General features: G+C 32.3%; 11 protein-coding genes. 10 read left to right on the top strand and 1 reads right to left on the bottom strand.

The window, feature by feature from the left end; translation table 11 throughout:
- Window position 1: 1 nt before the first annotated feature.
- Window positions 2-493 (top strand): PAS domain-containing protein, encoded by a 492-nt coding sequence (locus tag OQH62_RS06190; RefSeq protein ID WP_266015326.1) that lies wholly within the window; start codon window positions 2-4, stop codon window positions 491-493.
- Here OQH62_RS06190 and OQH62_RS06185 read toward each other — a convergent pair.
- Window positions 490-1800, bottom strand: a complete 1311-nt coding sequence (locus tag OQH62_RS06185) for an MATE family efflux transporter (RefSeq protein WP_266015323.1) — start codon at window positions 1798-1800, stop codon at window positions 490-492. The two genes, OQH62_RS06190 and OQH62_RS06185, sit on opposite strands and share 4 nt — an antisense overlap.
- 639 nt (window positions 1801-2439) lie before the next feature.
- Here OQH62_RS06185 and OQH62_RS06180 point away from each other — a divergent pair.
- The 9 genes from OQH62_RS06180 to OQH62_RS06140 all read left to right on the top strand — a co-directional run bounded on the left by OQH62_RS06180 (window position 2440) and on the right by OQH62_RS06140 (window position 14113).
- On the top strand, window positions 2440-4296 hold the full coding sequence (locus OQH62_RS06180; RefSeq protein ID WP_266015320.1) for a DUF1561 family protein: 1857 nt from the start codon (window positions 2440-2442) through the stop codon (window positions 4294-4296).
- 144 nt (window positions 4297-4440) lie between these two features.
- Window positions 4441-4629: a hypothetical protein gene (locus OQH62_RS06175; RefSeq protein ID WP_266015317.1), complete on the top strand. Its 189-nt coding sequence runs from the start codon at window positions 4441-4443 to the stop codon at window positions 4627-4629.
- Complete coding sequence (locus OQH62_RS06170) at window positions 4593-5234, top strand: restriction endonuclease (protein ID WP_266015314.1); 642 nt, start codon at window positions 4593-4595, stop codon at window positions 5232-5234. The genes OQH62_RS06175 and OQH62_RS06170 overlap by 37 nt, the downstream gene beginning before the upstream one ends.
- Window positions 5221-6426, top strand: a complete 1206-nt coding sequence (locus tag OQH62_RS06165) for a class I SAM-dependent methyltransferase (RefSeq protein WP_266015311.1) — start codon at window positions 5221-5223, stop codon at window positions 6424-6426. The genes OQH62_RS06170 and OQH62_RS06165 overlap by 14 nt, the downstream gene beginning before the upstream one ends.
- A 22-nt stretch (window positions 6427-6448) precedes the next feature.
- A complete protein-coding gene (locus tag OQH62_RS06160; protein ID WP_266015308.1) occupies window positions 6449-6913 on the top strand; it encodes a restriction endonuclease in 465 nt (154 codons plus the stop codon).
- 88 nt (window positions 6914-7001) lie between these two features.
- Complete coding sequence (locus OQH62_RS06155) at window positions 7002-9923, top strand: DEAD/DEAH box helicase family protein (RefSeq protein WP_266015306.1); 2922 nt, start codon at window positions 7002-7004, stop codon at window positions 9921-9923.
- 3 nt (window positions 9924-9926) lie between these two features.
- On the top strand, window positions 9927-12005 hold the full coding sequence (locus OQH62_RS06150) for a site-specific DNA-methyltransferase (protein WP_266015302.1): 2079 nt from the start codon (window positions 9927-9929) through the stop codon (window positions 12003-12005).
- 73 nt (window positions 12006-12078) lie between these two features.
- The gene (locus tag OQH62_RS06145) at window positions 12079-13554 is read left to right on the top strand and encodes an AAA family ATPase (RefSeq protein WP_266015300.1); all 1476 of its coding nucleotides are present in this window, start codon (window positions 12079-12081) and stop codon (window positions 13552-13554) included.
- A complete protein-coding gene (locus OQH62_RS06140) occupies window positions 13544-14113 on the top strand; it encodes a hypothetical protein (protein ID WP_266015297.1) in 570 nt (189 codons plus the stop codon). The genes OQH62_RS06145 and OQH62_RS06140 overlap by 11 nt, the downstream gene beginning before the upstream one ends.
- The last annotated feature ends 4 nt before the right edge of the window (window positions 14114-14117 follow it).

Here is a 14117-nt window from a genome sequence, read left to right as displayed (position 1 = left end):
AATGTCAAAAGAAATTTTTCTAAGCGAAGACACGCTTATCACCTCTAAAACAGACCTCTCGGGAAAAATTGTCTATGCCAATGAAGATTTTTTAAAATACGCAGGTTATGGAATGGCTGATGTATTAAATAAACCACACAATATTGTACGTCATAAAAATATGCCTCGTGTTGTTTTTAAATTTTTATGGCAATACGTCAAAGAAGGAAAAGAAATTTTTGCCTTTGTTAAAAACAAAGCTAAAAACGGAGATTTTTACTGGGTTTTTGCAAATATTACTCCTTCATTTGACCTCAATGGCAATATCATAGGCTATTATTCAGTGCGTAGAGCGCCTAATAAAAAAGCTATAACTGACATTGAAAAACTTTATTCTCAACTGCTGGAAGCTGAAAAAATAAGCATTCAAAACAGCATAACACTACTTAGTGATTTCTGTAAAAATTCTCAAAAATCCTATAATGAACTCATTTTCGATTTGCAAAATTCTTAAAATTTCAGGGTTTTACTTATCAAAAATATGCTTAAAATAATACAAATACTTTCACTTACAAAGGCAGTTGCAAAAATTCCTTTTAAGCCTAAAAAATAGGCAAGCACACAAAGCATACAAAGAGGGATGAAAATATTTTGAGCCAAACCTAAAATCAAAGAAGCACTAGCTTGATTCAAAGAAGTGAGGAGACTTCTTGCAGTAAAATTATACCAAGCAGCAAGATAGTTTAACACATAGATACAAAGTCCAAAAGAAGCAAGTTCTAATAAAGTTGTATCATTAGTGAAAAAATTTACAAGATTCTCACTAAATAAGATACAAACAACAAAAGCAACAAAACAAAAAAATAAACTTGCTCCAAAAGTATAATAAATAAGTGCTTTTAGCTGCTTTGAATTTTTTCTAGCATAATTAAAACTAAGAGCTGGCATAAGAGCCTCGTTAAGACCCATTACAAGAGTAGTGATGAGACTATCAATATAAATAATAATACCAAAAGCCGCCACAGCAATACTTCCACCAAGTTCTAGTAAAAACACATTAATACAAATTGCAAAACCAGAATGTGAAATAGAGCCAAAAAATTCACTGCTTCCATTATAAAAAATATTACATAAAATTTTAAAATCAAGCAAAATTTTGCTAAATTGTAAAACTAAACGGTTAAACAAAAAAGGTAAAAGCCCAAAAAGAACAGAAAGACTAAAACCTATACAAGTGGCAAGTGCTACAGAATAAAGTCCCCACCCAAAAACAACGATAAAAAGATAGTCTAAGAAAATATTACTCAAGGCTATAATTACATTCATTATCATACAATAAAAATTCTTACCACAAACACGTAAAAACACATCAAAAGGATAATAAAAAACAAGTAAAGGCATAAAATATAAAAAGATATTTAAAAATTCTAAGGCTAAATTTTTAAGAGTATCCTCAGAGTTTAAAAGCCCGATTAAAAAAGGTGAAAGAAAATAAAATACAAGGCTTATTAATAATGAAATTAAAAAAATCACAACTAAAGAAGTGCTAAAAATAATTCTAGCTTCTTTCAACTTATTTTTTCCAAGTCGCATTGAAACTTGTACAGAAGCACCTACAGCAACCATATCACTAAGAGCAAAAGCCACCATTATAAATGGCATCACAATCCCCATTGCAGCAAGGGCTTCACTGCCCAAAAACTTTCCTACAAAAATTCCATCAATGATAAAATAAAATGAAAGGAAAAAACTTCCTATCATATTTGGTAAAGCACAGCGAAAAAGCAAGTATAAAGGCGATTTAAGATATAAATACGTCATTGAAAACTTCTAGATTTGCAAACTCTTAGCTTTTAAAACCTTAAGTTTTAACATTGCGTTAAGATATTGCGATTTTATCATTTTTTATATTCAGTTTCAAGAAATTAACTCTATTTTCTTTTAAAAGAACTCACGCCAATTCGGAACAAATTTCTAAAGATTGTTATTTTTAGTGATACATAAGAGACTCAAATAATCATCTTTTCTTTCAGGAAAATTGAGCTAAAATAAGATTTTGTAAATCATAATTTCATTTATAATTGAAAGTTTAAAATATTTTTCAAAATTTTATGATAAGTAATGATACGAGCTAGTGCTAGAAATTTTAAAAATTTTTCACATAAGTCTTTGCTTGATAAATACAATTTAATAAAAACAGGGCTCATTGAAAAACGTTAAAGGAAAGAATTTCTAAAGTCAAATATGATACAAGCTATAAAAATGATACTTGGACTAAAAAATTGTAGAGTTGAAAAGATATATAACAAAAAATAAAATGAAAAAAGAGGGTACTAGCTGTTCTCTCTTAATGTGCAGTGTCATATTAGAAAGCATAAAATTCTTTTGTTATTTAATGAAATTAATTGTAATTAATATAAAATAGTGTAAAACTATAAAAAATACTAATTAAGGTAAATAATGAAAATATTTCTCTTTTCTCTTATATTCTTTCCTCTTTTGGCACAATCTCCCCAAAAATTAGCTGATATGCCTAAAGATAAACCGCTACGTATCATAATGGATTCTAAAATTGGGTGTCTTAGTCCCATTTTTAAGGATAATGAAGGATATGTAGGATTGATGACGTGTGATAAAGCCATAAAAGCTAGATATGATGTCTTTAGTCGTTTAGCTTGGGAAGTAAAAAATACTTGGGTATGCCTAAGTGCCAAAGATGAGAGTCTTGATAAAGCTCTAGTATTACGTCCTTGTAATGTAAATGATACAAGTCAAAGCTTTACAGTCAAAGACAATGCATTATATACCCCTCATTTAGATTATATGCTTGAGCTTAAAAATGGTATTTTAATCTTGCAAAAAGTAAAAAATAAGCAAAAACCCTCATACACTCTCTATCAAATGCAAGATTGGCTAAGAGACATAGCTACTCCTCCAAGCTTAGTTCAAAAAAGTTTCATTGCTTGGAGCTTTATCACTGAAAGAGGTTTTGATTTATATTATATGCGCAATAATGAATCGATCAAAGATGAACCGCTTTATCTCTATTTTAACTATGAAAATGGCTACATAGCCCAATATAATACATCTAACGCACAAATGCTGTGTCTTAACTCCACGCAAACACGAAGCCAAGATTGGAATTGGGTAAGTTGGGAAAATTGCAATTTTCACGCTAAAAAACTTGCAAATGACACTAAAACTTGGGAATTTTTCAGCTTTGCAGACAATAATGAAGCTATGCTGAAAGATTATTTAGGGAATTTCTTGCGAGTTACTAAATATGGCATACATTGGGGTGTACCATATACTGCAAAGTCTTATTTTTTGGCAAAAGATACAGATAAAGGGCAAACTTCATATTTTCGATTCGCTTATGGTTTGCAAAATTGGCAACGTTTTGTAAATGCCAACCTAAGCGATTCTCTGCCTATGTGTCCAGCAATAGGTTATAATACTACGCTACAAGAAACACAAAATATTAAATCCATAGTACCGCCTCACTTTGTTTTAAATGAGGCGTGGAAAAGGAGACTTTGGCAAATTGCCACGACAACCGATGGCACTTTGGCAAGAGCAGGAGATTGTGGTGTGTGTTTGTTGCAAAGCTATCAAATTATAGCTGAAATGACGCAAAATCCATCTACTCCATTAGAATCAGGGGGTTTTTTCTTTGATACAGAATATGGACGCAATCCATTCATATCTTTTCGTATGCGCTACCCAGCTCTTGCTAGTGCATTAGAACCATACAACGCCTCACAAATTCCAGCAGGACTAAGTCAAGCAGATACATTTAGATATGCTGCACAAATGTACCGTTCTATCGCTCTTAGCTTATTTCCCGGACATTTTTGGATTGCATCAAATTTTTTCACAAATCACAGAGATATTCAAAGAAACTTGCAGTCTTTTTTTACACAGCCTCTAGGCACCATGTGGGTTGTACAAATTTTTTCCACCAATCAAAGAGGACAACGTAGTGGGCACGCAATAGTAGCACTTAGAAGTCCTAATGGAGTGCAGTTTATACCTACAAATGTACTCAATGCTACTTATGAAAACTATACTCAAAGATTAACAAATTCTTTCGCACGAAATCCTCAAGAAGCATTGAATGTACTAACACAAGGTGGCAGAATAAATATTTATCTGTTTTTTCATTTGCAATTAAGAGAGATATATCACAATCCGCTTGCTGCCTTTATTTCAAACAATAATTGCACTGGAGAAGGCGATGATAGGCGCGGTAGTAGGGTTTTGCCTCTTAGCAGTATGGTTAATCAATGTGCAAGTGGTAGATGTGTGATACAGTAGAATCATTGTAAGATAAAGTAAATAAATAGTTATAAATATTGAAAGTGGTTATTATGGATTATCAAAAAGCATTTTATTCCAAGCTAGAGGATTGCTATTTGGGTGTGAAAATCAAGGATTTTCATCAAAGAAATATCGCTAAAAGTGGTTTTAGCGATATTTCGCTGTACTAGGATATGGAATAATAAACCTGACTCTATGAATGAGCTAAACGAGCAAGGATTACTCTATACAGCGCTTGAAGCAGATGAAAATAGAGAATTTAGAGTGCCTGAAGATGGAGAGGTATATAGAGTATGGCGACAAATTTTCCTCAAAAATTATATGAAATAGTAGAATTCTTACAACAGCAAAATTTAACTTTAAGCATAAATTCACGCGATGGCAGGGTTAATTCTGCTTTTAATGAAGATGAGATTTTTAATCTTTTATGTCGCAATTTTGTTATTAATCGCCAAAATATGAGAGATTGGTTTGATTTTTCTTTTGAGGAAAATGGAGATTTTTATCCTGTTAATATCAAAATTACAAAACTGAGCACAGATAATTTAAATTGCAAATTAGGCATTTATTACGCCTTTACAGGCAAGATTCCACATTTTGATAATGAAATTTCTTGGTTAAAATTTTTTCAAGCAATTCGTGCAAATGCAGAACAAAATTCAAGAGATTATTACTTTTTAGTTATAAATAAAAATGATACAAGGGATATTTTTGCAACAAGTCTCAAATCTCTTAATGTTTTAACTCCAAATGGCAATAATCTACCATTTCAAGCAAATTGGGCAAAAAATAAGATTTTGCAAAATCGTAATTTTACAGAGGCAAAAGATTTTATTTTAGGCGCTATGGCAAAATCTTTTGCCTTAAGAGCTAGAATCTATAATAAGTTTTTAGAGTACTTTCCTGAATTTAGGATAAACAATGACAAAGCCTAATAATACAAAAAATTCTCTTAATATCGCATATTTGGGACAAGTTTTTACCCCATTAAATATAGTAAGTGAAATGTTAGGGCTCATTCAAAGTGTTAAAAAGCGTGAAAATCCTCGTTTTTTAGAGCCAAGTTGTGGCGATGGAGCATTTTTCTTGCATCTGCCAAGCAATAAAGTTGGCATAGAAATTGATAGCAATGTTATTAAAGATAAAAAAATTTTGCAATGCGATTTCTTTGCCTATCCTATAAGTGAAAAATTTGATACTATTATCGGCAATCCTCCTTATGTGCGTTACCAAGATATTGTAGAAGATACAAAATTTCTTTTAAATCCTTATAAAAATCTTTTTGATATGCGCTCTAACCTCTATTTATTTTTCATTTATAAGTGCATTTTACATTTAAATGAGGGTGGAGAGTTGATTTTTATCACTCCTAGAGATTTTTTAAAATCCACTTCAAGCATTCGCCTCAATAAGTTTTTATTCTCTCAAGGCACAATCACACATTTTTATGACTTAGGCGATAAAAAGATTTTTGAGAATGCCCAACCAAACTGCGCAATATGGCGTTTTGAAAAAGGAAATTTTAAACGCAAAACACAAAGTGTGAAAAATTTTACTTGTATTAATGGACAAATTCTTTTTACACAAAAATCTTATACCATACCTTTTAATGAGTTGTTTTTTGTAAAAGTTGGGGCAGTAAGTGGAGCAGATTCTATCTTTGCAAATGATGAGGTTGGTAATGTAGAATTTGTAAATTCTACTACTGCAAAAAGTGGCAAGACAAGAAAAATGATTTATGGAGAATATGGCAAAACTTCAGAGTATTTGCAAAATTTTAAAAATAAGCTTTTGGCTAGAAAAATAAAAAAATTTAGTGAGGAGAATTGGTGGGAATGGGGTAGGGATTATTATAAAAGCAAAGCTCCACGCATTTATGTAAATACTAAAACAAGAAATCAAAAACCTTTTTTTCTCCACGAATGCAAAGCATATGATGGCTCAATTCTAGCGATTTTTCCTAAATTTGAAGTAGATAGCAAAGCACTGCAAATTCTATGCGATAAGCTAAATAGCGTGAATTGGATAGAACTTGGCTTTGTCTGTGATGGACGATTTTTATTTTCTCAAAAAAGCTTAGAGAATTGTCCGCTTGATGATGATTTTAAGTGTTATAATAAAAGTTAAGCAGTATTTTAAGCAGCTTGTTATGGGTATGTTGCTTAAACTATTATCTTTTGCGCTTTTTCCTAGAAAACGCAAGAGTTATGTTTGTAGGAATAATAGAGATTCTAATAATGCGCGACACAATAAGCAAAAAGGCGATAAATACGAATTGCAAATTGTTAAGCATTACAAACAGCAGGGTTACAAAGTGTATCCTAAGGGTCTTAAGGAGGGGTGGCGCGATAAAGGCATTGACATCATTGCATATAAAGGCAAAGAGGCGCTTTTGATTCAATGCAAGAATTGGGAGCATTCGCAAATCAAACAAGAGCATTTAAGAATCTTTTTAGGAGATTGCACCGCATATTTAGAGCAAAATCAAAAAATTTTTGCCAAAAAGAGCATTCGCCGAGTGTTCATAACAAGCTGTGAAAATATAGACTATGGCGTGAAAAAGTTTTTGGAAGAAAATGATATGGAATATAAGATTATCCCCTATTTTGCGTGAAACTTTCACATACAATCTTAAAGATAATTCAATAAAGCATAAGCCCGATATGGTTAGAATACTGATTAATATTTAAAATGGAGTAAGTATGATTTTTGAAAAACAAGATTATCAGCAAGATTGCCTAGAAAATATCAGCAAGATTTTGCAAAATTTTGATTTTAAGGCACAAAATGTACAAAACCTCCAAATTTGCTTTCAAAATTTCTATGCACAAAATCCTATGCCAATTATTGCTTTAAGCAATAAGCTCAATATTGATATTTTAATGGAAACAGGCACAGGCAAAACTTTTACCTATCTTAATCTTATTTTTGAACTTCATAAGCAATTCAAACAAAACAAATTTATTATTTTTGTACCAAGAAAGGCGATTTTAGAATCTGTTAAGCAAAATATCCGCCTTACTAAAGACTACTTTTATAACCAATACAAACATCACCTTAAAATCTACACTTATGAGGGGAGTAAATCCCAAAGTGCAATTATTAACCACTATATTAAAAACACCGATGAATTAAGTGTGCTGATTCTAACTAATAGCGCGATAGATAAAAAAGATAATATCCTTAACAAAACAAGTGAAAGCCTTTTTGATACAAAAAGTATTTTTGAAAATATCGCCGCACTTAATCCTATTTCCATTATTGATGAGCCGCATTTGCTTAAAGGCGAAGCGTTTAATGCCTATTTTAGCAAGATTAGTGCATTATACTTTCGTTTTGGTGCGACTTTTCCAAAAGAAAAAGATTTTGAATTAAGCAATGTCGCATATTGCTTGGATTCCATTAGTGCGTTTAGAAAGTACCTTGTGAAGCAAATTCGTGTGCATACGATTTCTAAAGATTCTCAAGCACCCTTTCTCCTTTCTGTTAATGGCAAAAGCGCAAAGCTTTCATTTCTAAAGGCAGGAATAGAAAAGCACGACACCTTTATAAAAGGTGTGGATTTAGGAAGATTGGATTCTAGTCTAAGCGGCGTGAGTATCGTAAAAATCGCCAAAGACAAAGCATATTTAAGCAATGGAGAAACATTGCAAAAAGCAAAGTCTTATAAACTAGAAAAATCTGAGATAAACATTTTGCTTGAGAAAGCAATAGATTTGCATTTTGAAAAAGAAGCCATTTTATTTTCGCAAAATATCAAAGCCTTAAGCCTCTTTTTTATCCCAAATATTGAGGATTTTAGGGAAATAGAGGGCAAAGACGAGCCTTTTATCAAAAATGAATTTGAAAGGCTTTATAAGCAAAAGCGCAAAGAGATTTTAAATAATCCACATTTACCCCAAAACTACAAAGACTATCTAGCAAAAGATTTTGATGAAAGCGGAAATTTACGCGTTCATCAAGGCTATTTTAGTGGTGATAGTCAAGTAAGCACAAAGAAAAAAGAAAACACCAAAGAAAATATTGAAGCAAACGATATTAAAATGATTTTAGGGCAAAAAGAAAAGCTTTTATCCTTTGATACTCCTTTGCGTTTTATTTTCAGCGTTTGGGCTTTGCAGGAGGGTTGGGATAATCCTAACATTTTCACCCTTACTAAATTAGCAAATTCTAACAGCGATACAAGCAGACATCAGCAAGTAGGGCGAGGTTTAAGAATCTGTGTGAATAGTGATGGCAAACGCATTACACACCGCTATTTAAATTCTAATGATAATGCCTTTTTTGACATCAATTACCTTGATATGCTAATTAGTGGCGAGGAGCTAGGCTTTATAGAGGGATTGCAGCGTGAGATTATGGATTCTAGCTTTGTTTTTGGTGGGGATTTTATTGATGGCAATGTATTAAATGAAATGATAGAGAATAGAGCAAAAAGTGATGATTTTATCTACTTGCTAAGAAAGCGACTAAAAGTCATTGAATACAATGAGGAAAACAACACTTACAAAATCATTTCTCCCATTTATGAAGCAATCAAAGACAATGAGGAGGCAAAAGAGATTTTGGGTGATGATTTCAAGGGGGTGCTAGAGAGATTTAAAGAATCTAACAACAAACACGACCAGCTTATTAACGCAAACAAATCCCAAGAAAAAGTGAAAATCCGCAAAGAACTAGCCAAAGATTTTAAAGAGTTATGGCGCACAATCAATGCCAAAGCACAACTCACCTACCACAATATCCAAAAACAAGCCCTTATAGATTCTATTTGCTTAAAATTTAATGAAGCCACTATTGAAAAAGAATCTATCACCTATGAACGCAAAATCTATGACGCCAAGCAAAATAAAATCATCATCGCAGATTCTACTACTCTAAAAGACAGAGATTACAAAAAAGCCTTACAAAAAGAACTAACTGCACTTTTGCTTGATTTTGCCAAAGATTCACATTTACCACTTCAGTTGATATGTGGAATCTATAACGCACTTCCTCACAAGAATTTTTATAATTCACCCAAAAAAGCCTTTGCCACACTCAAAAATATCATCACTGATTCCCTGCACGAAAATTTACTCTCTTGCGTGAGTTATGAATTTTGTCAAAATGCGTTTTCTAATACGACCTTTACATTTGCCGAGAATGACCCGCTTTATACAAGCAAGGGTGAGCCAAAAGATGAGATTTATAAACATAAGTTAGGTAAATATGAAAGCAAAGATAAAAAGCCAAGCGATAAGTATCTTTACGATAAAGCCATTTGGGATTCTACAATTGAAGAAGAAGTGATATTAGAGGAACATCAAAATGTAGAGGGCAAGAGCATAGAAGTCTTTGCTAAACTCCCTAAATTTAGCATTCCCACTCCCTTTAAGGCATATCAACCAGATTTTGCATATTTGTTAAAGGACGAAAAAGGGCAAAAAATCTTTTTTGTCTGCGAAACAAAGGGCTATGATAAAGAGAGCGATATTCCTCCACAAGAGCAACAAAAGATAGATTATGCCAAAAGATTCTTTGAATCCTTGCAAAGAAATCTTAAAAACACCCAAGTGATTTTTACCACGCGCATTAAGGCACAAGAATTGCGCGACATTATAAAATCCACACTCAAAGGATGAAGTATGATAGATAAAAAACAAGCAGCACAAAAGGGCATAAAAATCCTTGATAGCACCAAAGATTCAAATCCACTTGAAGAAATGCTAAAAACACACTTTCCACAGAGCATAAAAGAAGGACAAGCAAACTTAAACGCCATTGCCGCGCTATTAGGTAAGGATATAAGCAACGCACAAGGCTATGAACTCACTTTCACAGGCAAAGGACTAGCAAATGCCCTTTATAGCACCCCTACGCAAAAAATGCTGAAATTTGAGGAAACATTTTGCCATTCTAAACATCAATCACACGAAGTGCAAACCTCTAAAAGCGTTGTCGGGGTGGAGGGAGAGTTTGAGAGGGAGGAGGGAGCGACTTCGCCATTCAAGCCCCTCCGCCCTCTCATAAAAGAAGATTCTAACAATAGAGAGATTTCTGCCTTTCAATATGACAAAAATGGCAATGCCACCCAAAATTTTATAATAAAAGGCGATAACCTAGATGTCCTTAAAATCCTAAAATCCGCTTATACTGAAAAAATCAAAATGATTTATATTGACCCTCCTTACAATACAAAAAATGAGAATTTCATTTACCCCGATAATTTTAGAAAAGATTATAAGGCAATCTTGCAAGAAGTAGGACTAATAGAAATAGATGAGAATGGACAAGAGCTAGAATCTGAAACCTTGCAATTTTTTAGAAACATACAAGGCTCACGCACACATAGTGGTTGGCTAAGCTTTATGCTTCCACGACTTAAACTTGCAAGGGATTTGTTGCGTGAAGATGGCGTGATATTTATTAGCATTGATGATAATGAACAAGCAAATTTAAAACTGCTGTGTGATGAGATTTTTGGGGAGGAGAATTTTGTAGAAACATTTTTGTGGAACAAAACACAAACACCGCCTTCTGCTTCAAATAAAACAAGAAAAACACACGAGTTTATTTTATGTTATCAAAAAGAAAAAGATAATCAAAAAATGATAGCAAGAATTTCAGAAGGTGGAGATGCACCATTATGGAACGAAACAAATAGTGAAAGAATTTTAACTTTTCCAGCAAATTATGTTTATAGCAATTTGGAAAATGGAGTCTATAAAAAAGGCATAAGAGATAAAATAGAACTTTTAGATAATGTAAAAGTTGAAAATGGCAGAATTGTTAATTCATTTAGACTTAAAGGTCATTTTCGTTGGAAACAGGAAACATTAGATTTAGAAATTTTGCAAAATGTTTTTTTGATTGTTAAGAGCGATAAATTTTCTATTAGGTATTGTAGGCAAGAAGAAAGAATTGTAATGCCAACAAACGAAATTTCAAAAAGAGATGGTGTCGGCACAAATGAAACAGCTTCAAGTGAATTAAGCGAAATAATGGGAGATAAAATTTTTAATTTTAATAAACCGGTCTCATTATGCAAATATTTAATTTCTTTGGTATCTAACAAACAATCTTCAAATAATTTAGATAAGAAAGATATTATCCTAGACTTTTTCGCAGGCAGCGGCACAACAGCTCAAGCAGTAATGGAGCTCAACGCAGAGGATGGGGGCAATAGGCGGTTTATTTTAGTGCAAATTGATGAGCCAATTTTAGAGGATAAATCAAAAGTCGCTTATGATTTTTGCAAAAATGAGCTAAAAAGTAAGAATCCTGTCATTAGCGATATAACGATTGAGCGAGTAAAAAGAGTAAGTGAAAAAATTGCCAAACATTATGAAGATTCTAAAAACCCAAAAGGTGAAAATCTAGGCTTTAGTGTGCTAGCCTTAAGCGATAAACCCGAACTTATCACAACCGAAAAAGGCACACTCAAACTCCTAAGCAATAAGGATTTAAGCCCCTTAGATAAAGCAATAAACTTAGCCTTACAAAGCGGAAAGACTTTAGACAAACCTCTAAAAACTATCTTTGAAAACAAACTTTATCAATGTGAGGATTGCTTTTATCTCATAAGTTGCGATAAGGAAGTGCTAGAGTTTTTACGCGGCACGCAAAATGAATATATTTTTATCGATGGCTTTGAAGAGTTAGATTTAGAGAGCTTTTTAAACCTTGATTCTAGCCTAAATGATAGACTTAGAGTGGTGTATTGATAAGCAGCAAAAGATATGTATAAATACCCAAAACTGAAAAAGCTAACTATGGTGGGAGTAGAAAGGATAAAAAATGAAAATTTATATTAAAAACATCGGAATGCTTGATGAAGCGGAGTTTGAAGTAGGAGATTTGACACTTATTTGTGGTGAAAACAACACAGGCAAAACCTATGCAACTTATAGTTTGTATGGATATTTGGATTATATTAATAACGATACAGGATATATTCTTTTAAATCTTATTGAAAAGATAACGCAAAAGTTTTTAAAAAATATTGCAATAGAGGATGAATGTGTAATGAAAATCTCCTCTAATATAATGAAAAGTATTGTTAGTGAGTTATTTAAAACATTAAATATAGCGTATAAGAACAGTTTAGCTGAAATCTTGGCTAGCAAAGAAGAAGATTTTAATAATAGTGAGTTTCATATAGATATTGTGGAAGAAATGATTTCATATATAGAACAGGTAGAAAGTGCAGAAATACGAGAAAAGGTATTGGGTTATTTTTCTTATTCTTTGCATTTTGAATTACTGGAAGCGACTAGAGAATATTTTTTGTTTGATTATAAAAAAAGCAAAAATCGTTTTAATGAAAAAATGCAAAAAGATATTGGTGTAAGAAAGCAAATTTTTATATCAACTTTGTTTCGTTATATTATTGTAGGTTTTTATCCTTACGCATTTATTTTAAGCACTGAACGCACAGGTGCTACAATGTTTCAAAGAGAGTTAGATGTGAATAAAAATGAAATTGTAGAGAAAATTTCAAGGGCAAATGGAAAAAATATAGAGGAGACAGTGTTTAATGTGTTAAACACTAGGTATTCTCGCTATCCAAAGCCTGTAAAGGATAATATTTATTTTGTGCGTGAGCTTGATGAGGTAGCTAAACAAACAAGTTTCATCAAAAAGGGCGAAAAAGAAAATGTCTTGTATAAAGAAATCATAGAGTTGCTCTATCAAGTAATAGGCGGGAAGTATATCGTTAGCCCAGAGGGGATAGAGTTTGCACCCGGTGCAAAACAAAGAATTACAAAAGGAAAATTTTTAGTGCAAAGAGCTTCTAGTTCAGTGCGCTCCCTTTTAATGCTTAATTATTATGTTTTGCATAGGGCGCAAGTTGGTGATATTTTAATGATTGATGAGCCAGAACTCAATTTGCACCCCAAAAATCAGATTCTTGTAGCAAGATTGCTTGTCTTACTTGTGAATGCAGGAATTAAAGTGTTTATCACAACACATAGTGATTATATTGTAAGGGAGCTAAGTAATTGCATTATGTTAAAGAATCTTTCCAATGAGCAGATTACGAAATTTAAAAAGCAAGGATATAGCAAAGAATATGGCTTAGAATCTAAGAAAGTTAAGGCATATTTGGCAGAGAATATTAAAGGTAAAAATACTTTAAAAGCAGTAGAAATCACACAAGAGCAAGGTATTTTTATGGAAACCTTTGATGAGCCTATTGATTGCCAAAATGAGAATCAAGGATTGATTTTTGAGGAGGCTATAAGAGGCAAAGGACGAGGCAATGACAATTAAAGATTTGAAAAATTTTCGCAATGCGATTCATAGAGATTTAAAAATATCCCCTCAAAACGAAAAAAGTTCTTGTTTTATCGTAAGAGAAGAGAAAAAAGAAAGTGCTATTCAAAGAATAGAATTTACTTTTAAAAATCAAGATGATGTTTTGATTATTAGACAAGAAGCAGAAAAATGTTCAGCAATTAAAAATCTTTTTGAAACAAAACCGAACTTAGATTCTTGCGATTTTATCGTGTTGCTTTGTAAGAATAGAAATATAAAAATATGTTTTTGCGAAATAAAATCAAGCAAGAGTAAAGAAAATCAAGAGAAAGCCTTAAAACAAATAAATAGCTCTAAAATATTTTTAGAATATTTGTGTAAGTGCTATAAGGAACATTTTGATAGTGCTTTTGAGTTTTCTTCAGAAATGACAGAAAATATTTATATTTATCCCGCTTCAAACTCTCAGAAAAATCGCACTTCATCTTTAGGTAGTAATTTTAAGTTTAAGTCTATTAAAATAGATAATGGTAAGGCAATTATAGACAACGGCTATGAATTTTTTAGAGACTAGAATT

The sequence above is a fragment of the Campylobacter sp. MIT 21-1684 genome (assembly GCF_026241315.1).
In the GTDB taxonomy this organism is placed as follows: Bacteria; Campylobacterota; Campylobacteria; order Campylobacterales; family Campylobacteraceae; genus Campylobacter_D.
The sequence above is the reverse complement of the archived record's forward strand: the minus strand, read 5'-3'. Positions and strand labels throughout refer to the sequence as shown.

Excerpts from the sequence above, each read along its gene's own strand:
- OQH62_RS06190 (WP_266015326.1), top strand. The coding sequence starts at position 2 with ATGTCAAAAGAAATTTTTCTAAGCGAAGACACGCTTATCACCTCTAAA.
- OQH62_RS06185 (WP_266015323.1), bottom strand. The coding sequence starts at position 1,800 with ATGACGTATTTATATCTTAAATCGCCTTTATACTTGCTTTTTCGCTGT.
- OQH62_RS06180 (WP_266015320.1), top strand. The coding sequence starts at position 2,440 with ATGAAAATATTTCTCTTTTCTCTTATATTCTTTCCTCTTTTGGCACAA.
- OQH62_RS06170 (WP_266015314.1), top strand. The coding sequence starts at position 4,593 with ATGGCGACAAATTTTCCTCAAAAATTATATGAAATAGTAGAATTCTTA.
- OQH62_RS06165 (WP_266015311.1), top strand. The coding sequence starts at position 5,221 with ATGACAAAGCCTAATAATACAAAAAATTCTCTTAATATCGCATATTTG.
- OQH62_RS06160 (WP_266015308.1), top strand. The coding sequence starts at position 6,449 with ATGGGTATGTTGCTTAAACTATTATCTTTTGCGCTTTTTCCTAGAAAA.
- OQH62_RS06155 (WP_266015306.1), top strand. The coding sequence starts at position 7,002 with ATGATTTTTGAAAAACAAGATTATCAGCAAGATTGCCTAGAAAATATC.
- OQH62_RS06150 (WP_266015302.1), top strand. The coding sequence starts at position 9,927 with ATGATAGATAAAAAACAAGCAGCACAAAAGGGCATAAAAATCCTTGAT.
- OQH62_RS06145 (WP_266015300.1), top strand. The coding sequence starts at position 12,079 with ATGAAAATTTATATTAAAAACATCGGAATGCTTGATGAAGCGGAGTTT.
- OQH62_RS06140 (WP_266015297.1), top strand. The coding sequence starts at position 13,544 with ATGACAATTAAAGATTTGAAAAATTTTCGCAATGCGATTCATAGAGAT.